General features: G+C 30.4%; 21 protein-coding genes and 1 other RNA gene. 14 read left to right on the top strand and 8 right to left on the bottom strand.

From position 1 onward, the window contains the following. Positions 1-278 precede the first annotated feature (278 nt). Positions 279-740, top strand: coding sequence for an RDD family protein (locus tag ACFVR2_RS05105; RefSeq protein ID WP_387359453.1), 462 nt, complete (start codon positions 279-281; stop codon positions 738-740). A gap of 64 nt (positions 741-804) precedes the next feature. On the opposite strand, the gene ACFVR2_RS05110 is transcribed toward ACFVR2_RS05105, so the two are convergent. After that, positions 805-1,323, bottom strand: a complete 519-nt coding sequence (locus tag ACFVR2_RS05110; RefSeq protein ID WP_387359455.1) for an SRPBCC family protein — start codon at positions 1,321-1,323, stop codon at positions 805-807. Positions 1,324-1,476: 153 nt separating this feature from the next. After that, on the bottom strand, positions 1,477-1,788 hold the full coding sequence (locus ACFVR2_RS05115) for an ArsR/SmtB family transcription factor (RefSeq protein WP_025671541.1): 312 nt from the start codon (positions 1,786-1,788) through the stop codon (positions 1,477-1,479). Positions 1,789-2,021: 233 nt separating this feature from the next. On the opposite strand from ACFVR2_RS05115, the gene ACFVR2_RS05120 reads away from it, so the two are divergent. From ACFVR2_RS05120 to ssrS, 6 genes are all read left to right on the top strand, one after another. Continuing rightward, positions 2,022-3,551, top strand: a complete 1,530-nt coding sequence (locus ACFVR2_RS05120; protein ID WP_387359457.1) for a carboxypeptidase M32 — start codon at positions 2,022-2,024, stop codon at positions 3,549-3,551. Between the two features lie 251 nt (positions 3,552-3,802). Then, positions 3,803-4,894: a type III polyketide synthase gene (locus ACFVR2_RS05125; protein WP_387359459.1), complete on the top strand. Its 1,092-nt coding sequence runs from the start codon at positions 3,803-3,805 to the stop codon at positions 4,892-4,894. Beyond that, positions 4,894-5,397: an isoprenylcysteine carboxyl methyltransferase family protein gene (locus tag ACFVR2_RS05130; RefSeq protein WP_387359461.1), complete on the top strand. Its 504-nt coding sequence runs from the start codon at positions 4,894-4,896 to the stop codon at positions 5,395-5,397. Before ACFVR2_RS05125 ends, ACFVR2_RS05130 begins: the two co-directional genes overlap by 1 nt. Before the next feature lie 288 nt (positions 5,398-5,685). After that, positions 5,686-9,282, top strand: coding sequence for a dynamin family protein (locus tag ACFVR2_RS05135; protein WP_387359463.1), 3,597 nt, complete (start codon positions 5,686-5,688; stop codon positions 9,280-9,282). Between the two features lie 21 nt (positions 9,283-9,303). Next, positions 9,304-10,137 (top strand): sulfurtransferase, encoded by an 834-nt coding sequence (locus tag ACFVR2_RS05140; protein ID WP_387359465.1) that lies wholly within the window; start codon positions 9,304-9,306, stop codon positions 10,135-10,137. Between the two features lie 49 nt (positions 10,138-10,186). Then, a non-coding RNA gene (gene ssrS / locus ACFVR2_RS05145) (6S RNA) lies at positions 10,187-10,369 on the top strand. A 6-nt stretch (positions 10,370-10,375) separates the two neighbouring features. On the opposite strand, the gene ACFVR2_RS05150 is transcribed toward ssrS, so the two are convergent. Further along, positions 10,376-11,311, bottom strand: a complete 936-nt coding sequence (locus ACFVR2_RS05150) for a DMT family transporter (RefSeq protein ID WP_387359467.1) — start codon at positions 11,309-11,311, stop codon at positions 10,376-10,378. 16 nt (positions 11,312-11,327) lie between these two features. Further along, complete coding sequence (locus ACFVR2_RS05155) at positions 11,328-11,708, bottom strand: reverse transcriptase-like protein (protein WP_387359469.1); 381 nt, start codon at positions 11,706-11,708, stop codon at positions 11,328-11,330. A 133-nt stretch (positions 11,709-11,841) separates the two neighbouring features. On the opposite strand from ACFVR2_RS05155, the gene ACFVR2_RS05160 reads away from it, so the two are divergent. After that, positions 11,842-12,498, top strand: a complete 657-nt coding sequence (locus tag ACFVR2_RS05160) for a reverse transcriptase-like protein (protein WP_387359471.1) — start codon at positions 11,842-11,844, stop codon at positions 12,496-12,498. 16 nt (positions 12,499-12,514) lie between these two features. Continuing rightward, positions 12,515-12,700 (top strand): zinc-finger domain-containing protein, encoded by a 186-nt coding sequence (locus ACFVR2_RS05165; RefSeq protein ID WP_098231412.1) that lies wholly within the window; start codon positions 12,515-12,517, stop codon positions 12,698-12,700. Positions 12,701-12,762: 62 nt separating this feature from the next. Here ACFVR2_RS05165 and ACFVR2_RS05170 read toward each other — a convergent pair whose 3' ends face one another. After that, positions 12,763-13,008 carry a DUF2564 family protein gene (locus tag ACFVR2_RS05170; RefSeq protein ID WP_387359473.1) on the bottom strand — a complete coding sequence of 82 codons (246 nt, stop codon included), beginning with the start codon at positions 13,006-13,008 and terminating at the stop codon, positions 12,763-12,765. Positions 13,009-13,172: 164 nt separating this feature from the next. Then, entirely contained in the window at positions 13,173-13,370 is a 198-nt protein-coding gene (gene cspD / locus ACFVR2_RS05175) for a cold-shock protein CspD (RefSeq protein ID WP_387359475.1), read from the bottom strand. 301 nt (positions 13,371-13,671) lie between these two features. Here cspD and ACFVR2_RS05180 point away from each other — a divergent pair, with 301 nt between their 5' ends. From ACFVR2_RS05180 to ACFVR2_RS05195, 4 genes are all read left to right on the top strand, one after another. After that, on the top strand, positions 13,672-13,896 hold the full coding sequence (locus tag ACFVR2_RS05180) for a hypothetical protein (RefSeq protein WP_387359477.1): 225 nt from the start codon (positions 13,672-13,674) through the stop codon (positions 13,894-13,896). A 167-nt stretch (positions 13,897-14,063) separates the two neighbouring features. After that, on the top strand, positions 14,064-16,229 hold the full coding sequence (locus ACFVR2_RS05185; protein ID WP_387359479.1) for a DNA topoisomerase III: 2,166 nt from the start codon (positions 14,064-14,066) through the stop codon (positions 16,227-16,229). 81 nt (positions 16,230-16,310) lie between these two features. After that, positions 16,311-16,688, top strand: a complete 378-nt coding sequence (locus ACFVR2_RS05190; RefSeq protein WP_387359481.1) for a hypothetical protein — start codon at positions 16,311-16,313, stop codon at positions 16,686-16,688. A 150-nt stretch (positions 16,689-16,838) separates the two neighbouring features. Continuing rightward, positions 16,839-17,207, top strand: coding sequence for a DUF3979 family protein (locus ACFVR2_RS05195; RefSeq protein WP_387359483.1), 369 nt, complete (start codon positions 16,839-16,841; stop codon positions 17,205-17,207). Here the strand turns inward: ACFVR2_RS05195 and ACFVR2_RS05200 are convergent. Further along, positions 17,204-18,253, bottom strand: coding sequence for a YkvI family membrane protein (locus tag ACFVR2_RS05200; RefSeq protein ID WP_387359485.1), 1,050 nt, complete (start codon positions 18,251-18,253; stop codon positions 17,204-17,206). The two genes, ACFVR2_RS05195 and ACFVR2_RS05200, sit on opposite strands and share 4 nt — an antisense overlap. A gap of 201 nt (positions 18,254-18,454) precedes the next feature. Between ACFVR2_RS05200 and ACFVR2_RS05205 the strand changes: the two genes are divergently transcribed. Beyond that, positions 18,455-19,738 carry an MDR family MFS transporter gene (locus ACFVR2_RS05205; protein ID WP_387359487.1) on the top strand — a complete coding sequence of 428 codons (1,284 nt, stop codon included), beginning with the start codon at positions 18,455-18,457 and terminating at the stop codon, positions 19,736-19,738. A gap of 39 nt (positions 19,739-19,777) precedes the next feature. Here the strand turns inward: ACFVR2_RS05205 and ACFVR2_RS05210 are convergent, their stop codons facing one another. Continuing rightward, a complete protein-coding gene (locus ACFVR2_RS05210; protein WP_387359489.1) occupies positions 19,778-20,722 on the bottom strand; it encodes a metal ABC transporter substrate-binding protein in 945 nt (314 codons plus the stop codon). Positions 20,723-20,768 lie beyond the last annotated feature (46 nt).

Genomic DNA, 20,768 nt, shown 5'->3' on the forward strand with positions numbered 1-20,768 from the left:
CGTTATAAGTAAAACAATATCTAAAAATTGATAAAAACTGCTTATTTCTTTTCGTATGTAAAGTTTTGTGACGATTTAATAAGACGAGAAGTTTATAGTTAGTTTATCAACTGAACTTAAAAAAATTATCATGTAGTGAAAAAAGCAAACTATGCAGCTTGTATAAAAAAATTAATTCAAATAGTTAAAAATCACTAATCAAAAACAAAACTTCCTAAGTATAATAGAGTATATCGATTAATATCCATTTTTTTATAAAATGTGGAATGAGGTTCTAGATGGATTTCGAACAGGCAAGTCGCTTTAGAAGATTGTTTGCAGCTTGGATCGATGGCTCATTAAATCTTTTATTTTCTAAACTGGGGTTACTAATACTTGGGTTAGAAAGTAAAGATATTTTAGATTTATTTATGTTTAGTAGTAAGCAACTGTTTCTATATTCAATTTGGTCGCTATTATTTATTTTCCTATTTTATGTAATAGTACCGACTTATTTTTGGAACGGACAAACAATAGGAAAAAGATTATTAAGTATTATGGTTGTGAAGGATACAGAAGACTTAGTTGATTTCAAAACAATGACATTACGCTCGATATTTGCTTTTGGTTGTCAGCTAAATTTGCCAATATTTATAATAGTAATTGGAATTTTGTATCTTGTTGATCTATTTTTTATCTTCCGAGAAGATCGGAAAACATTGCATGATTTAATCGCTAAAACGAAAGTTGTTTATTATTAAAAAGCACTTGAAAAATACCCTTTAAAGCTATTTACAAGCTTTAAAGGGTATTTATGCATTTATCTTATAATGAAGTTTTAGCTAAATATTCATCTAGTTGGTCAAAAGTACCAGTAAAGCCTTGTTGCATAGAATCTTTATTTGCAATAAATGCTGCAACTTCTTCATCAGTAGCATTTATTGGAAAACCTTTTAATGTAATAGTTGTTTTACCATCATTTTCTTCTAAAGTTAAAGTATTTTGAATTTCCAATGGCCAAACTTCAAAGAATGGAGCGCGGACCATATTACCTTCTTGATCAGAGAATGAATTAACAAATACAATTTTCTCAGGTTTAATAATTTCACCAAAAACAAATAATCCCCACATTACGAATCCTTCTGGTGATTCCATTTTATAGTGGAATTTACCTCCTGGTCTAAATTCTAACGTAGCTACATCCATTGCAAAGCCTGTTGGACCCCACCAGTTTTTAAGATGTTCTGCTTCTGACCAAACCTTGAATACTAATTCACGAGGTGCATCAACAACCCTTGTTAAAACTAATCCTTGTTCATCTACATTAAACGTATTTTTACTCATTATTAATTCCTCCATTTACAATTTTTCGGTCATCAAGATGTAACTCTATATTTACTAAATTAGACATTGTTTCCTCTTCAAAAAAGAACTAGATACTTCTCCTTTCAAAAATAGTTAATACTAATCAAATTGTGTGCATTGAATAAGCTAAAATTATTTGCCTTGTAATTTTTTTAAATAATCGTCCAATTGATCGAATCTCTGTTCCCAGACGTGTCGGAATGACTTAATCCACGAATCCATTTCTTTTAGCGGCTGGGGTCTTAGTTTATAAATTCTTTTATTGGCGATTGGTTGAACTTCGACAAGCCCAGCTTCGCTTAGAACGCGAAGGTGCTTTGAAACCTGTGGTTGTTTAAGTCCTAAGCTTTCAGCAATTTCACCGACTGATAAAGGACCGTCACGTAAGAGTTCGACAATCTGTAACCGGTTCGGCTCTGCAAGAGCAATTAAAGTCGAATTCATAAATTGAATATACCTCATAAGGAATATTCCTGTCAAGGAATATTCGGAATGCAAATTTGGGTTGAACTAAAAAAAGATTCAAAGACTTGAGTAGTATGTACGAAGTGATTTGATAATATCCGTTTTGTCGAGAAATATTATTCAAAAAGTGAGATAATTCTTCTTAATCCGTATATTTTTTATGTTACTATTTAGCTGACTCAAAAATTTGATATTAAAAGGTGGGTGTTTTGATGAGCTTAAAAGATTATGAGGCTTCGTTTTTAGAGTATGTAAGAAAAATGTTAAACATTGAAGAAGCAATTGGTGTTTTGTATTGGGATCTTCGAACAGGTGCACCTAAAAATGCTGTTAGTCAGCGTTCAAATGTAATTAGTCAATTATCAGCCGATGTTTTTAAAATGAGTACTTCCAAAGATATGGCTCACTATTTAATTACAATGGAAGAAGCCATTAGTGCAGGTAAATGTTCGTTAGAAGTTGAAAAAACTGTAAAATACTTAAGAAAGCAATACGATCAAAATACGAAAATACCAGTTGATGAGTTTGAAGCCTTTGTTAAATGCCAAGCAATTTCTGAGAGTGTTTGGGCAGAAGCGAAGGAAGAAAATAATTTTGCTAAATTTGAACCCTATTTAACTGAAATAATTGGGTATAAACGTAAATTCGTTGAATATTTAGGATATAAGGACTGTAAATATGATACATATTTAGATCAATATGAACCTGGAATGACTGTAAATAAACTGGACGAAGTATTTTCAGAAGTAAGAAATAAATTAGTACCGATTGTTAAAGCTGTATCGACTAGTGGGAAAAACTTTGAAAAAGAAGAGATGAAAGCATTCGTTTCGACGCAAAAACAAAAAGAAATATGTGAACAACTATTAGCTTCTCTTGGTTATAATTTTGATGCCGGAAGATTAGACCCTACTCCACATCCTTTTGCTACTTCTCTTAATTTAGGTGATGTTCGAGTAACAACGAAATATCATGAAAATAATTTTGAAAAAGCCATTTTTAGCACAATTCATGAATGTGGTCATGCACTATATGAGCAAAACATATCCAAAGATTTGGAAGATTTACCGATCGCCCATGGAGCGTCTTTAGGTATTCATGAATCTCAGTCCCTTTTATATGAAAAGATTATTGGACAAAGTTATGAATTCTGGAAATCAAATTATCCAAAGTTAAAAGAGCAACTTAATGGAGTGTTAGATCATGTTACTTTAGATGAATTTTATAAAGTAATAAATAATAGTAAGCCTTCATTTATTCGTATTGAAGCTGATGAATTAACTTATCCTTTACACGTAATGATTCGTTATGAAATTGAAAAGGATTTATTAGATGGGAAAATTCAAGTTTCTGATCTTCCTTCAATTTGGAATCAAAAAATGGAGGAGTATCTAGGAATAATTCCTGAAACTGATCGAGAAGGTGTTTTACAGGACGTACATTGGTCAATGGGGCATTTTGGATACTTTCCAACGTATGCTTTAGGGGCAATGTATGCTGCTCAAATTAAATCAACAATGGAAAAAGATTTACCAAATTTTAATGAATTAGTTGAAACGAATGATTTTCAAACAATTCTTGATTGGTTAAAAGTAAATATTCATCAATATGGTGCAATGAAGGAACCGCAACAAATTTTGAAGGATGTTACTGGTGAAGAATTGAATGTTAAATATTTTGTAGATTATTTAGAATCAAAGTACACAAAATTGTATGAGTTGGAAGAAGTAAATAAATCATAATAGTGACTTAGAAGCGTTGTGGGGTTATTTCAGAATTGTTTTAATGGAAATAATTGCGAATGTAGATTTGAGTCAAATGAGATATACTAAAATTGCACAACAGAAAGAAAACTCCTTTGAAACGCTTAGGCAATTCTTATTATTTGTTCATGGTCCATGAATGAATAGTGAATTGTCTTTTTTTTTGTATTTATAAAAGAATAATTTTCCAGTTATATACAAAAGGTAATGACTACAAGGAGTGGAAAATTATGCCTTTAATTTTATCTGTTGGAAAAGCTGTACCTAAATATAAAATCGATCAGGAAAATGTAGTACCTTTTATACGAGAGCTTTTTTTGAAAAGATACCCTTCAATCGATCGCTTATTATCTGTATTTCAAAATGGTGAGATTCAAAGTCGATATATTTCTAAGGAGCTTTCTTGGTATAGCGAAGAGCATAGCTTTGAGCAAAAAAATCAAGCTTACACTGAAATCTCGATTGAATTATCAATAGAAGCGATTAAAAATTGTGTGACAAGTAATGAATTTTTATCTTCAGAAGTTCAATATGAAGAAATTGATGGAATTATTTTTGTTTCTTCAACTGGTATTTCTACACCCACAATTGATGCTCATATCGCAAATATCCTGCCATTTAATTCTTCAATTAAAAGAATACCAATATGGGGGCTAGGGTGTGCAGGTGGTGCTAGTGGTATTTCCAGAGCATTTGATTATTGTAAAGCCCATCCAAAGTCAAATATTTTACTAGTTGCAGTTGAATTATGTAGTTTAACATTTCAAAAAGAAGATCTGTCCAAGAGTAATATAATAGGAACTTCATTATTTGCTGATGGAGCAGCAGCGGTTCTTGTTATTGGCGATGAAAGTGATTTGAAAAATCGAACGATACATAATTCTTTACCGTCAATTGAACAAACTAATTCAACTCTAATGCCAAATTCATTAGACGTAATGGGATGGGATGTTCGGAATGATGGTCTATTTGTCATTTTTTCTAGGGATATTCCATCGATCGTTAAAAATTGGTTACAACCAGTTGTGACAACTTTTTTAACGGAAAATGAACTAACAATAAGAGATATAACTCACTTCATTGCTCATCCTGGTGGAAAAAAAGTATTGGATGCCTATATCGAATCTTTAGATCTTTCCGAAGCGAATCTCGAAATTTCCTTAAATATTTTAAAAGCATATGGTAATATGTCATCTTGTACTGTTTTATTTGTGTTAAGTGAGTTTATGAAGTTAGGAAAAACGAATGAGTACGGTCTTCTTTGTGCTTTAGGACCAGGATTTAGTTCAGAGTTATCTTTGTTAAAGTGGGTAGAATGCTGATGTTAAAGATTATTTTTTTATTCATCATCATACAAAGAGTGATTGAGTTAGGTATAGCAAAGAATAATGAAAAAAAATTAAAAATGCGGGGTGCAACTGAATTTGGCCAAGAGCATTATATATTTTTTATCATCTTACATAGCATGTTTTTTATATCAATTCTAATTGAGAATTATTTCATTCAATATATAGAAATTGGATTTTTTACATTTCTCCTAATCGTATTTATCATTTTACAATTAGCAAGGGTATGGGTTATTTCAACGTTAGGGGAAAGATGGAATACAAAAATCATTATTTTACCTAATGAAAAATTAGTAAAACGTGGGCTTTATAAATATATTAAGCATCCAAATTACATAATCGTTACAATTGAATTATTAGTAATACCAATTATGTTTCATGCGTATATTACAACTGTAATCTTTTCTGTTTGTAATTTAATTTTATTAAAAGTAAGAATCCGAGAAGAAAATAAAGCGCTTTTACAATCAATCGAATAGTTATTGACAAAAGGAAAATAACTGATTATGATTAATGTAGAATGAAAATCATTATCAACTTCGAAAGGTTGTGCGTCAAATGGTTCTTGGATTTGTGTCAGCTACAATTCTTTTATACTTTTTATTAACTAAATATGTACTTAAACAAGTTCAAAACTAGGTGATGTAACCTAGTTTTTTTTATTTTATATGCATATACCTATACATTCTTCTTCCAAATTAATATATATGGGGATAAAATAATGCTAGGGAAATTATTTGAGTATGAAATGAAATGGGGAAATCACGTTGCAAAACACTAAGATTAACAGAGGGGAATTACTGAATAAGGTTTCTTCAGGTATCAATTTACTTTCTGAACAAGGAAATTCGAAGGAATTATTTCAATTAAAAAAATTAGCATACAAAATACAAAATAAGGAAAGTTATTACGTATTTTGTGGGCATTTTTCTGCTGGTAAGTCATCTTTACTAAACGATCTTTTACAAGTAGAAAAACTACCTACAAGCCCAATTCCTACTAGTGCAAACGTTGTAAAATTAAAAAATGGCGAAAGTAAAATGTTAATTACTCTTAAAGATGGTGAAATGTATCAGATTCAAGAGGATATTCAAGTAGACGAACTAAAAAAGTTAGCTTCTGATAGTGGTTCAATTATTGAGCTCGAGTGGGCACAAGAACTATTTAAAATTCCAACTGGATCTGTTTTAATTGATACCCCAGGAATTGATTCAACAGATATGGATCATTTAGAGGCAACAAATTCAGTCATTCATCTAGCGGATAGTATTTTTTATTTAATGGATTATCAACATGTTCATTCGAAAACAAATATCGATTTTATTCATAATTTAGTTGAAAAAAATAATAAAGTTTGTTTAGTCATTACATGTATTGATAAACACGATGAAACAGAATTGACGTTCGAACAGTTTCAACATGGTGTAATTGGAAACTTGAAAAAACAAGGATTAGGCAACTTACAAGTTTTTTATATTTCTACAAGAGATAAAACTGTAAATAATAATGAATATAACCAGTTTATAAATTATTTAAATGATTTATACAGTCATCAAGATGTCGTTCAAATTGAAAATGACTATGCAAGCTTTTTAACAATTATGAACGAACAAATACAACAACTTGAGAACGATTACATTGATCTCGATCAAAATGCTGATGAGATTAAATCAGTTTATAATGATTTAAATAATGAAATTGAAGTTATTGAACAATCAGTTTCTTCATTTGAGGAAAATTGTTTGCAATCTACACAACAAGTTCTTACTAATTCAAACATTACACCATTTGAGATGAGAGAATTAGCATCAAAATATTTAGAATCAGAAAAAACATTGCAAAATAAAGGATTATTTCAATCGAGAAAAAAACTTGAAAATGCTTTACATGAATCTAAAAGTCAATTTATTCACAAAGTACAAGAATTAACTAATAAACAAATAGAGTATTTTGTAAAAGAAGCAGCAATACGAACTGTAAAACAAATTGAAAATAATAAAATTGATAGCAGTGACTTTGATAAAATCTTAGAGCCTAATTTGAGTGAAGAGGTAATTTGTCCAAAGCCATCTCATTTGATTGATACAGGTGGAAATTATTTATTACAGTATACGAAAGAAGTAAGTGAAGGGATTAAGGCGGTATATCGTAAAAGTATTTCCGAATTTATTTACACACTTTCAAAAGAACTTAAAGTACAAAATGAATCAACTATTCTAAAGTTAAAAAATCAAAAGAATGAATTACAATCAAAAATAGATGGATTTGATGAATTAGAGTTTAATAATCAAAAAATTTCTCATATGGTTTCAGAAATAACGACGATTTTAAATAATCATCAAGAATTTAATCTAGACCTGCCGGAAATTAAGCCTACTTTAATATCGGTAAGCGAATTAATTAATCATAAAATTTTATCTGTTCAAGAGCCGGAAATAAAAGAAGAACTTATTAGTGACATCGAACAAACTAATTCAAAAAAATATTCAAACGAAGAAATACAAGCTAAATATGAAGTCGCTGATTTTATATTAGACGAATTAACTTCAAATAAATTTATCCAGAGTAAAATCGGTATTCTAAAAGAAAAAAGAGAGCAAATAAAATCAAACGAATACACAATTGCATTATTCGGAGCGTTTAGTTCTGGAAAAACATCGTATATAAATACTCTACTTGGCGATCGTGTACTACCTGTTTCTCCACACCCAACAACAGCGGCAATTTGTAAGATTAAACGATCAACAGTTGAATCTGGTAATAAAAAAGCTGATGTGAGTTATAAATCAGAGGAATCTTTAAAAGAAGAGTTTCTTGATTTCTTCAAAAAATGGGGCGTGGAAGCAAATGAAAAAGAGTGGTTTAGTACCATTCAAAATTTAATTAAGAAACAAAAGGATAAAATCCCTACTGATGCTTTCGTTTATGCAGAAAGCGTATGTCAAAATTATGAAGAAATGAGAAGTTTACTAGGGACAACTAAGCGATATGACTTAGGTGAGTATGTAAGTGTAATAAGTGAAGAAAATAGAGCATGTTTTGTAAAAGAAAGTACAGTTTATTTTGATTGTGAGATCACGTTAAGTGGAATTGTATTAGTGGATACGCCAGGAGGTAACAGTATCCATTCAAGACATACTGAACTAGCATTCGACTATTTGAAAAAAGCTGATTTAATTTTATATGTTGCACATTATCAGCATGCTTTTACACGTCAAGATGAGTCTTTCTTAATGCAAATCGGACGTATGAGGGAAAGTTTTGATAGTGATAAAGTTTACTTTGTGTTAAATGCTTCGGATTTAGCGAAGGATCAAAACGAAATCGAAATCGTGCAAAATTTCTTTGTAAACCAATTAACGAAACTAGGAGTTCGTTTCCCATCTGTTTTTGCTATTTCAAGTATGCTTCAGATGAAGGGATATGGTGAATCAGAGTTAAATTTAGAAATCCAGAATAATTATAAGAAATTAAATACGAAAATCCAAAATTTCTTCCAATTTGAAATTGCGAATGAAGTCTTTAAAACATTTATTAATGACCTATTAACAATTGAAAAAATCTTACACGATACGATTAATCGTTTCGAAAGAATAAAACGTGAAAAAGATCAATTCTTCAACGAACTTGAGCATATTCAGAAAAAAGTTAAAGAAGCGATTAAAAATGCAGAACCTACTAATTTACCAAGAGCATTTATGAAAGAAAACGAGCAATTGATTTTCTTTATCGAAAAGCGTATCGAATTAAGGATGCGAGATTTATTCCCTTATTTCTTTAATCCAAGTATATTCAATAATACAACGAAAAATATTAAACAATTATTTGTAACTAAAATTCGTGAATTTATTTATGAAGTATTGGAAGAGATTTTAAAGGAATTAAGAGTAACTGGATTTAGATTAGAGAAGTTTTTAACGAATGAAATTTCCATGTCGCAAGATCGAGTAATAGATGAAATACATTCTATTCAATCTGAATTTATCGTTCAAAAAAGCGAAATTAATGAGATCTTACCTGTTTCGATAAAAAATCCTGATCAATTTATTAATGTAGATCGTTTTGAAGGTTTAAAGAATTACTTTAAAAATCCAAAAAGCTTTTTCGTTGAAAATATGAAAGAAACGATGATTGATGAATGCATTAATGAGTTGAGAACACCATTAAAAGACTATTTAGCAAATATGAATAGCTTATTTGCAGAGCATTATCACATTCAATATGTTGACGCATTAAATTCTGTGTTGCACAACTGTAGCAATCAAATCGAAAATGATGTTCAACAAACAATTAAAGCAACTGAAAACTTAAATGAAGTAGTAGTAGATGAAAAAGTATTAAACTTATTTAAAAAATTAATTTAATATAAGGGTGAACAATTAAAATTGAAAAATATTATTGATGTAAACATTGCAAATAAATTGCGCTTAAATAAAAATGTTGTATTTTTAGATTGTCGATTTCAATTGTCAAATCCTGAATATGGTTTAAGTGAGTATCAGAAAAATCATATTCCGCTTTCTCGCTATGTTGATTTAAATAATGACTTATCTAGTCCTGTACAAAAGCATGGAGGCAGACATCCGTTTCCAAATTTAAATGATTTTGGAAATCTTTTAGGGGAACTAGGGATCGATCATGATACGATTGTTCTTTGTTATGATGATGGTACGAATGATAATGCTGCAAGATGTTGGTTTTTATGTAATTTAGTAGGGCATCAGTTTACTTTTGTTTTAAATGGTGGTTATAGAAAATGGTTGGAAAACGATTTTGAAGTAACTACTCAAATTGAGGAAGTAATACCTAAAAAATTCGAGATTAACGTACAACAGTATATGATTAGTACGATGAATGAAGTTAAGAAGAATAGTAAAAATGAGGATTTCAATTTAATTGATTCTAGAGAATCTATTCGATATATTGGCGAATTTGAACCAATTGACCGAATTGCTGGCCACATACCTGGAGCCAAAAATTCATTTTGGAAAGATGTTTTAAATGAAACGGGAGAATTTAAAACAAAAGAAGAATTACAAACGCTCTTTAAGCCATTTAAAAATGACAATGAAACTGTTGTTTATTGTGGTTCAGGTGTCACTGGCTGTGTTAATTATTTAGGATTAGTTGAAGCTGGATATACGAATGTAAAACTCTATCCGGGAAGTTTTAGTGACTGGATTTCTTATGAAGAAAATGTTGTGAACAAGAAAAAATAATTAGTTGCAAAATAGTTTTAATTGGTATAGAATGAGAATACAAATTAAACAAAACCTGCTGTGTGCGTTGTCAGTTTATGTCTTAAACCAATGATTTGTATACCGGAAGACCGATATTTAAGTAACAACATCGTGCCTACATATAGGAGGATGAGCGTTACTTGTGAGGACATCCACCTTGGAGTTCGGTTTACTTAGACATAAAAGGAACAACGGCATTTGCGGGAAAAAAAACCATTCACATTTTGTGAATGGTTTTTTCTTCTTTATATAATTGCTTTTTACTTTTGTTCTTTCTAATTTGAGTTACGATTGTAGAAACTAAAATCAAGCTGCAACCGAATAAACCAATTTCTTGTAACCTTTCTCCCCCATAATAATATCCAGTAATCGCTGCGAAAACTGGCTCAGTAGCGAGAATAATCCCTACTTCTGTGGCACTTATTGTACGTTGGGCAAACATTTGGATAAAGAAAGCTGCAGCGGTACAAAAAATTGCAGTAAATAGAATTGAAAAAATAAAAAATTTATTAGTCCATAATGTATGATTGAAAATGACTTGCCAATCTTCAAAAATTAAAGCAAATGTCCAAGAGGCTAAACCTACAAAAGTTACTTGTACAGTTGCCAGTTGTAGTGAATTATAACTAGGTGAGTAGATCGTTGAGTAAATAATATGAAGAGCAAACGCAATCGCACTGAAAAAGGAAATAATATCACCAGAATTAAACTTGGAATTTGTTGATAGAGTTAATAAAAATAATCCGATGAATGCAATAATTGCACATAAATTTTCCCGTAAAGTTGGCTTTTTCTTATATTTAAAGAATAAAAGAAAAGGAACAATCGCTACACTAATACCTATTATAAAACCCGATTTGGATATAGAAGTGTAATGTAATCCAAATGTTTGAAAAACAAAACCTAGAAATAAGAATAATCCTATAACGATTCCAGGGAAAATAAATCCAGCTTTTCCTCGATATCTTTTATTATTTTTTCGATTTAATAAAGTTTGAACGGTAAATAATACAATTGCTGCTACAATAAATCGTAATGCATTAAATGTAAATGGTTGGACAAACTTAAGTGTTTCTTTAACAATGAAAAGCGAAGAACCCCAAATGAAGGACACAAAGACTAAAGAAGAAAAAGCGATTAATTTATTTTTCATAGCGTCCATTCCTTTTTTATTTTATGGCTTTTCGAGCAAGTTCATCAGCAACTTTATTTGCGCTTGATGGAATCCATTTAATAAAGAAAAGATCAAGTTGATTGATCAACTTAAGTGATTTCTCTAATAAAGGAATAAACAAATCGTTTTTCGAATATTTCTTATCAATACTTTCTTCAACGATTTTTGAATCTGTACGGAATGAAACAATTGTTAAATTATTTTTGACACAATAATCTAGTGCAAGTAGCAAGGCATGAAACTCAGCTTCATGATTAGACATCGAATCTAATGGAATACTTAAAAAAACAGGTTCTTTAATTCCTTTTATGAAAATACCTGCACCTGAAGGCCCGGGATTTCCTTTGGAAGCTCCGTCAATATAAACTTCAATCATAGTAAACCTCCAACACTTATATATGTACCATTTTAGTATATATTCAAAAAAATGAAAACTTAAAATATGAAAGAAGTATTTTTATATTCAACCATAGTCTAGTCTAAAATAAACAATAGAAGAGGTGTGTCGGATGAAACTAAAAATCAGTTGGAAGTATCAAACCAAAAAGAAATATCAAATTACACTTGAAACTGAATGGTTAGAAATAAAAGAAGCTCTACTTTTAGCGGATGATTTTGAAAGTACAGGTAGAACAAAAGAAATCATCTTTTTAGATCAATTCGACACAGAGTGGACCAAAAAACAAGTAATTAAGTATTTAAAAGAACTTGAAGAAGAACCACATAATATTTCAATTTTTTTTGACGGTGGCTTTGATCAAACAACATCTATATCAGGAATAGGTGTATGCTTATACTTTAGTCAAAATGGAAAAAACTATCGAAAAAGGTTTAATGAAAAATTAGATGGGTTATTGACAAATAATGAAGCAGAATTTGCTGCTATTGAAAATGCAATTCTACTATTAGAAGAAATGAATATTAGAGGACAAACGATAGTCATTAAAGGAGATTCACAAGTTGTCATTAATCAATTAAATGGAGATTGGCCATGTTATGAAGAACAACATGAACGATTCATAAATCGAATTGAAAGAAATTGTAAAAACTTAAAATTAACCTTACAATTAGAACTTATTAAACGTAATGATAATAAAGAAGCTCATAATCTAGCAACGCAAGCACTTAAAGGAAATAAGATAATAAGTACGATTGAAGTTACATGAAGAGGTGAAATGATGTATGGAACGTAAAGAAATCTTGGATGAAATAGATACTTTAATAAAGACTTATTGCGATGGCTGTTTTGTCTATAAACATTTTAGAAAAGACCATAGCCAAAAATTTGCTCAATCCTTTTGCATTAATAAATGTACGGTAGGAGAAAAAATAAAAACGATCGGTAAGCAATTAACTTCTGACTGTTAACTAGCCATTAACTTAATTTAAACACGAAAAAGAAGGTACTAATTAAAGTACCTTCTTTTTCATTAAATCTGAGCTTCTCTTATTTGTTGCTCAACTTGCATTAAGTCTTCTTCTTGTTTCTTTAAAAACTCATCATCTAAATTAGTAGCAAGGCCCTTCATTTTTTCAAGCTGTTCTCTTGCTTGAGTAATTGCAGTTGTTGCATCTGTTAACTGCTGTGCGTCCATGCTCATTGTTGCATAGCCTACAAGCTTTTGAGCAGCTTTAACTTTCATTTCTACATCCTCAAAATTATTAAAATTTGACATAAACACCCTCCTTATTTCACTTCGTAGTATTCCCAAATAATATAGGAATCATGAAAAGAGACAGGATTTTTTTGTATAAGTATACTGAATAATTTTTATGATAATCACTAAATAAAAAATAAAAAAGGACTGATAAATCAGTCCTTTATGTAGTCAAGTTTATATTATATCTTTACTACGTTAGCAGCTTGAGGTCCACGGTTACCTTCAACAATGTCAAAAGAAACTTCAGCACCTTCTTCTAAAGATTTGAATCCGTCAGTTTGGATTGCTGAGAAATGTACGAATACATCGTCTCCACCTTCAACTTCGATGAATCCGAAACCTTTTTCATTGTTGAACCATTTTACTTTTCCTTGCATTTTTCTTTTCCTCCTAAAACATTGCACATGAAGCGCGAAAGAATTTCCATTTATTAATTTTTTTAATAAATGTTGAAATTAATATACAACTATTAAGAATATAAGTCAAGTAAGCGCTTAATATCAAAATATACATTCAATTGACTTAAATATTTCACAAATAAAATAAAAAGTTAAGATCTGTTTGTGAAATTATTCACAAGTGGAAAAGTACATGATATACTACAACCATAGTAAGGGATTTAAATTACTATTAAGAATCAATCTTGATTTCACTATATAAAGAGATGGAGAGATGAAAATGATTCATTGTGAATGGATTGAATTTAAAATTGAAAATGATTTAGTGACAGAGGAAAAATTTGAAGAAATGATGAATGATACATTTCAAGCAATGATGGTTGACGAAAATAACTTTCCTAAATATATATGGACAGCTAACTTTGTTGTCATTGTAACAAAAAGAATTAAAATATTAGAAGAAGTAGAATTTATTCAAATACCACGTAATCCAGCGTGTAGTTAAAAGCGTCTAAACAAGAAGAGAAGAAAAGGCAGTTCAAGAGAATGAATTCTTTTGGCGCTGCCTTTTTTTCGTGTCTTCCTGCTTTCCCTACCATTACATAAGTTATATAATAACTATATCTAACAAAGAAAGTGATACAAAAATTAGTTTAAATTGTGAGGAAGAAAATGAAATTAATTATTGCCGAAAAGCCTGATCAAGGTTTAAAGCTTGCAGCCCCTTTTAAGTTCCAAAAGAAAAAAGGGTTCTTAGTCATTCAACCTAACGAGTTTTTTCCAAAAGGTGCTTATTTAACTTGGGCTATCGGGCATTTATGTGAGTTATTATCACCTGAAGAATACGATGAAAAATGGAAAAAGTGGTCATTAAATACTTTACCAATTATACCTAATCGCTTTGGGCATAAAGTATCAAAAGGAAAGTGGGATCAATTTTCAATCATAAAGAATTTAGTCCACTTAGATGAGGTTACTGAAATAATTCTTGCAGGTGACTGTGAGCGTGAAGGAGAACATATCGTTCGCCTTATTTTAAATTTAGCTGGAAATAAAAAGCCAATGAGAAGGCTTTGGATTTCGTCATTAACAGAAAATGCCGTTAAAAAAGGTTTTAGTCAATTATTGGATGAAAGTGAAACAAAGAGTTTATTCTTTGAGGCGTATAGCAGAGCATGTGCAGATTGGTTAGTTGGGATGAATGCATCAAGAGTATATTCCTTACATCTACAGAAAAAAGGAATTCAGGATGTATTTTCGTTAGGAAGAGTTCAAACACCAACACTTGCTCTCATTGTCAAAAGAGAACTTGAGATTGAAAGGTTTAATTCCGAACCTTATTGGGAAGTTTTTGCTACATTTCAGTTTGATAAGCAAAAGTTTTTTGGAAAATGGCATAACGAATCCGAATCTAAAATTATGACAAAGGAATTAGCTGAAAAAATTGCTGGCTTTTGTGAAAATAAAAACGTAAAAATTACTGATATTGAGCAAGAAAGAAAAGAGTTTCAACCACCTTTTCTTTATAATTTATCGGCACTTCAAGCTGATGCAAACAGTAAATATAAATTTTCACCACAAAAAACACTCGAGATTGCGCAAAAACTTTATGTCAAAGGGAATATTTCATATCCACGTTCAGACTCAAGTTTTATTACGAAAGAAGAAGCAATGATGCTCCCAGATATATTGAAGAAACTTGAAAATATTGAGCAATTTTCAAAATTCTTCCCTCTGCCAAATCAATCGATCTTAAATAATAGTCGCTACGTTAATGAGAAAAAGGTCACTGATCACTATGCAATTATACCTACTGAGCAAGTACCTAATATCCTTAAAATGAATGATGAGGAATTGAAAATATATGAACTAATTGTAAATCGTTTAATTAGTGCACATTATCCTAATTCAATTTTTGACTACACAACAATTCATACGCTAGTAGACGGGCGAGCGACCTTTATTTCAAAAGGGAAAATAATGGTTCAAGAAGGTTGGCGTAAAGTCATTTTCGAAAAATCTAAAGAAAAAAATACTGAAGAACAAAATTTACCTCTTGTTGAAACAGGGCAAGAAGGTATTGTTAAAAAAGTAGAGGCAAAAGAAAAGAAAACTCAAGCACCTAAAAGATATACAGAAGGACAATTAATAACATTAATGAAGTCTGCCGGAAAACATATTGATAATCCGGAATTAACGAAAATACTAAATAAAACTGAAGGGCTAGGTACTGAGGCAACTAGGGCTGGTATTATAGGTACTTTAAAAAATAGAAAATATATTGATGTTAAGAAAAATCAAGTTTTCGCGACGGATAAGGGGAAGCTTATCATTTATGCTTTAGGGGAAAATATTTTAACTTCACCTGAAATGACTGCAAAATGGGAGCAGAGATTAAGTGAAATTGGAGAAGGAAAAGCAAGTAGTCTTGAGTTTATGGAACAAACCAAAAAATTAACTGAAAAAATAATTCTTGATGCATATGAAAACGAGAAGATATGGAATTTTTCAGAGTTTAAAATTGAAGAGATGCAAAATTCGAAGTTTGGTCCGAAGAAAAAATCAACTAGTGTTGGAAAATGTATTAAATGCGATGGTAAAATGATCGATAAAGGCTCATTCTATGGGTGTGATCAATTCCAAAAAACAAAATGTGAAGTTACAATTTCAAAGAAAATATTAGGAAAAACAATTACAAAAGCGTTAATGAAGCAATTATTAAACGGTGAGACAACAGAAGTTATAAAAGGATTTTCAAAGGATGGCAAAGAATTTGAAGCTTCTTTAAAATTTAATGAATCAGGAAAGATTATGTTTATCCAAAATTCCATTAAATAAAGTGACGCATGATGTAATTTAACTAGTCAATTCTATTTTTTATTGCATATACTTATATACAATGATAATAGGAGGATTAGAGTGAAGGAATTCTATAGCAATGAACAAGTTTTTTTAACTGGTGGAATTGTTCCTTCCGTTTATTCATTATGTATAGATTGTAATCGGAAAATTGTACATGTTCTTGACTTGGATCGAGTGGGTACCAGGCCTGTATATGTATCATTTTCGAACAGCTTTGCAGAAAATATTTTTGAACAAATAAGCTTATCAACGTTAGGTAGTTACTTAGAATACCAATACTTAATCTATACTACAGAAGGTATTGTAACAAAATGGAAAAATAACGAATTGGTAGCGTTAACTAATTTAGATGAATGTAAACCGGAATTCATTACTTTAATGAAAGAAAGAAGAAATACATGGTCTAAATATAAAGCTTTATACAATCGAAAATAAAAGAAGGATTACTCTTTTAATTAAGAGTAATCCTCTTTCAATTTCAGAACAAATTTCAGCCTAACAAGATCTTTTGAACCGGCATATTCCTGTCTTTTCCTGTCTTTATTTGATAAACTAACAACATATCATAAATTAGAAGGTGACAAAATGATTTGTTTTTTAGAAAATACCTTTCAAATAAAATTAGAAAAAAATGATAAAGGTGATTATCCGATTATTGTGACTGACGAAGGAATCTTTAGCGAGATGAGTCTGAAAGATAAACCGAGCACGTATGTTAAGTTTATTATTAATGAATACGATGAGTTAACGATTGATTGGTATATCGAAAATGAAAATCGCTTCTCAGTAAAAAGCCTACAAGTTCATCAAATGATATTAATAAACGATCCTGATGAAAATTCAATTCAATTTGTATTAGAACGTTGGCAAAGTAGGATGTTTAAGATTCAATGGAAACCAAAGTTACACATTGAATTTGGTTTATATTATGAAGTTTGCGATGATTGCGATTAAGATGATTTTTTAGGTTTTAGTAAGGTTAGGATTACAAGGAAACTAATCCAACCGATAAGTGGATAAAGGAATGTTAATAATGGTCCATAGCCAATAATGCTAATAAACAGGCAGCATATTAATAACAAGATAACGACTACATTTGTATTTAATCGGATATATGAATTTATTTGCCTAGACATCCCATAGATGTTTCCAACTAATGTGGTGAAAATTTCAGCTAAAATAACCATTAGGAAAAAGTAATAGAAAATTGGATGGATTTTTTTGATTACTTCTACCATGGGAATTTCATATTGTTGAAAATTGGTTACACCTGATACATTCAAGTGAATTAGCAATAAAATAGTCCCTAATATTAGACCGCCTAATACCCCGCCTTGAATAATTGAAGATTTTTCTTTGCACTCAAAACCAATAGGTACTAAAACAGCCTGGGCTAATGCCATATTTAAACAAACATAGGTAATTGGTTTTGTAAACACTGTAAAGTTAAGCGTATTAATAGAAGGTAAAATATGATCTAGTGTTATTTCATGCATTGTAAATGGTAAATGTGAGTTAATGAAAACTGCGACGATAAAAGCACACATAATTGGGACTACTGTATTATTTAGACTGAATAAACCACTTGTCCCTTTTCTTAAAATGATAAAAGTCAAAATGATAAAAAATATTGAACCGATAAAAGAATCAAAATGTAAGTAATTTTTAAAAACAGCTCCAGCACCCGATAACATGACACTTGTAACGCCAATTAAAACAAAGAATAATACCCCATTAATAATATTTCCTCCGAGTTCTCCAAACAATAGTACATTAAATTGCTGAGCAGAATTTAATTTATATGTATGAGCAATTGTCATAATTTTAGTTCCGAACCAACAAAATAATACAGTGGCAAACAGGATCCCCATTGCACCATATACCCCGTTAATTGAAAAGAACTCTACAATTTCCTTACCCGTAGCAAAACCTGCTCCAATAACAGTTCCGACATATGTAAAGGCTATATTTCGAGCTTCTTTACTAAAGTTGAATTTCATAGGAAGTCCTCCTAAATGTAGTACTAAATTGTATGATACATTTTAGGAAAATAGACATGCTCCCTTAGTAAAAGTTTCTAAACAGATCAATTAAATGCATTTATTGATATAGATTTCTTAGAAGAAGGAAGTACCAATTAAAATTCAATTTACGCATTTTTTTAATTATGTTAAAGTGATAAGGTTAGGGGGACGGACATCATGAATATACTTAAATGGAATTTTAATATGAAGATCAGGCTTGTTGCTGAGTTTTTCTTTGGATTATTTTTTTGGATGTATTTACCATTTTTAGCGATTTATTTTGCTGAAGAATTGGGTAAAGTAACAGCGGGAATCTTACTTATGTGCTCTCAAGCTGTTGGGGTATTTGCAAATTTAATCGGTGGATATTTGGCTGATACGTATGGCAGAAAAAGAATGATGGTTATTTCAGCTTTTATTCAAGCTGGAGGAATGATTTTGCTAACAATTGCAAATTCACCAATTTTAAATTCTCCATGGCTAACTTTTTTGGGTTTTGCAATTATTAGTGTCACAGGAATGCTATATAATCCAGCAAGTTCGGCTATGGTGGCAGATACGGTAGAAGACAAAGATGAAAGAAACTTAGTCTTCGCTGTATTTTATACGATGATAAATATTAATGTTGTGATCGGACCAATTATAGGTGGGATTTTATTTTTCAAAGCAAGATTTTTATTATTTGCTACATCTTCATTTATCTTTTTAATTGTCGCATTTATGATTCTACTATTAATAAAGGAGTCATTACCAGACTCTGTACGACAAGAAAAAGAAGCTTCTATTTCAAAAGTTTTAGTTAAACAAGTAAAGAATTATCGTATTATTTTTACTGATAAGGTTTTTTTCTTATTTGTTGCAGCTGGTATATTAATCTCTCAAACTTTTACTCAACTAGATTTATTACTAGCGGTTTATATTAAAGAAAGTATACCCGTTCAAACATTATTTAATTTTGGCGATTTTACTTTAAAGACAAATAGTGAAACGTTATTTAGCTGGGTCATAGCCGAAAACGGTTTAATCGTAGCATTATTTACAGTTTTAATAACGAAATTTGCAAATAAGTTTAATGAACGATTTTTATTTTTTGCATCATCTGTTTGTTATGCTTTATCAATGTTATTGTTTGGATTCACGCTATCAGCCTATGTAATATTTATTGCAATGGCACTCTTTACTTTGGGTGAGATATTAGTTGTAGGAAATCAGAACTCATTTATTGCAAAAATTGCACCTGAAAATCAACGTGGACAGTATTTTGCAGCAGCAGGTTTAAGATGGTCACTTGGACGAACTATTGCACCATTAACAATTCCATTAGCTGGGCTGATTGGATATAAATGGACATTTAGCATAATTTCGATATTAGCCTTGATCGGAGCATATTTATTTGAAGTGATGTTTAAAGAGATCAAGAGTAAATCAGAACCAACTTCTAATAATTTGAAGGTAGGATAAATAGAAGCAGAAAAGGACCCAACAAATTGGGTCCTCTTTTTAACGGTTATTTAATGTTTTATCTAACGTATCTATATTTTCTTGCATTAAGTCGAAATAATCTTTATGATTCTTTAAATCGTCTTCTGAAATAGTTGCTAGGTGGTTAAGTCTTAATATTTCAGCATGAGTTTCATTTTTTACAACCGTTGCTACTTTAGGTGTAGCAAACGTTTCAAACAAAATATATTTGACATGATGTTCTTTAACAAAATCAACAACTTTCTTTAAATCCTTCTGTGATGGCTCTTGAGAAGGGGAAAGTCCTGTGATTGGAATTTGTTCAATTCCATAATGTTGTTCCAAATATCCATAAGCTGCATGTGAAACGACAATATCCTTACGCGCAGAATGTAAAACTAAATTTCTCAATTCATTATCAAGTTCATCAAATTGATTTACAATTTTATCATAATTTGCTTCGAAGTACTGTTTGTTTTTTGGCATTAATTTTACTAATTCATCCTTAATATTTTGTGCTTCAATTTTTGCTCGAGATGGATCTAACCAAACATGTGGATCAACGTCATGATGGTCTTCATCTTCCCCAATTTCTTCTTCGTTAGACTTTATTAATTCAATATTTTTGGTTGCCTCTAAGATCGCAACATTATTATTTTTAAGTGTATCTTTTATTTTATCTGCAAAAGGTTCCATACCTGCACCATTGTATACAAATAAATCTGAGTTTGCGATTTTTACAATTTGTTTAGAAGTTGGTTCAAAATCATGAGTATCAACACCAGTAGGGTATATGGAATGTACATCAACGTATTTACCACCAATTTTTTCAGCAAAATCTTGTAAAGGATAAATGGTTGTATAAATCGTCAGTTTATTTTTATTTTTATTTTTAGTACTTTGCTGTTGCGTGTCTTTATTGCATGCTGACAGAACTGCACTTGTTAATAGCAAAGTCGTAATTGCTAATTTTTTAAATTTCATTTTTTTCTCTCCCTAAAAAAATTAATCATTTTAGTATTTTATAATG

The organism is Gottfriedia sp. NPDC057991, assembly GCF_042886615.1.
In the GTDB taxonomy this organism is placed as follows: domain Bacteria; phylum Bacillota; class Bacilli; order Bacillales; family Bacillaceae_G; genus Gottfriedia.

Coding starts and splice junctions, on each gene's coding strand:
- ACFVR2_RS05200 (WP_387359485.1), bottom strand. CDS start 18,253: ATGAAATTCAACTTTAGTAAAGAAGCTCGAAATATAGCCTTTACATAT.
- ACFVR2_RS05110 (WP_387359455.1), bottom strand. CDS start 1,323: ATGAGTAAAAATACGTTTAATGTAGATGAACAAGGATTAGTTTTAACA.
- cspD (WP_387359475.1), bottom strand. CDS start 13,370: ATGCAAGGAAAAGTAAAATGGTTCAACAATGAAAAAGGTTTCGGATTC.
- ACFVR2_RS05170 (WP_387359473.1), bottom strand. CDS start 13,008: ATGTCAAATTTTAATAATTTTGAGGATGTAGAAATGAAAGTTAAAGCT.
- ACFVR2_RS05210 (WP_387359489.1), bottom strand. CDS start 20,722: ATGAAATTTAAAAAATTAGCAATTACGACTTTGCTATTAACAAGTGCA.
- ACFVR2_RS05160 (WP_387359471.1), top strand. CDS start 11,842: ATGAAACTAAAAATCAGTTGGAAGTATCAAACCAAAAAGAAATATCAA.
- ACFVR2_RS05105 (WP_387359453.1), top strand. CDS start 279: ATGGATTTCGAACAGGCAAGTCGCTTTAGAAGATTGTTTGCAGCTTGG.
- ACFVR2_RS05120 (WP_387359457.1), top strand. CDS start 2,022: ATGAGCTTAAAAGATTATGAGGCTTCGTTTTTAGAGTATGTAAGAAAA.
- ACFVR2_RS05115 (WP_025671541.1), bottom strand. CDS start 1,788: ATGAATTCGACTTTAATTGCTCTTGCAGAGCCGAACCGGTTACAGATT.
- ACFVR2_RS05150 (WP_387359467.1), bottom strand. CDS start 11,311: ATGAAAAATAAATTAATCGCTTTTTCTTCTTTAGTCTTTGTGTCCTTC.
- ACFVR2_RS05185 (WP_387359479.1), top strand. CDS start 14,064: ATGAAATTAATTATTGCCGAAAAGCCTGATCAAGGTTTAAAGCTTGCA.
- ACFVR2_RS05180 (WP_387359477.1), top strand. CDS start 13,672: ATGATTCATTGTGAATGGATTGAATTTAAAATTGAAAATGATTTAGTG.
- ACFVR2_RS05125 (WP_387359459.1), top strand. CDS start 3,803: ATGCCTTTAATTTTATCTGTTGGAAAAGCTGTACCTAAATATAAAATC.
- ACFVR2_RS05165 (WP_098231412.1), top strand. CDS start 12,515: ATGGAACGTAAAGAAATCTTGGATGAAATAGATACTTTAATAAAGACT.
- ACFVR2_RS05130 (WP_387359461.1), top strand. CDS start 4,894: ATGTTAAAGATTATTTTTTTATTCATCATCATACAAAGAGTGATTGAG.
- ACFVR2_RS05195 (WP_387359483.1), top strand. CDS start 16,839: ATGATTTGTTTTTTAGAAAATACCTTTCAAATAAAATTAGAAAAAAAT.
- ACFVR2_RS05155 (WP_387359469.1), bottom strand. CDS start 11,708: ATGATTGAAGTTTATATTGACGGAGCTTCCAAAGGAAATCCCGGGCCT.
- ACFVR2_RS05205 (WP_387359487.1), top strand. CDS start 18,455: ATGAATATACTTAAATGGAATTTTAATATGAAGATCAGGCTTGTTGCT.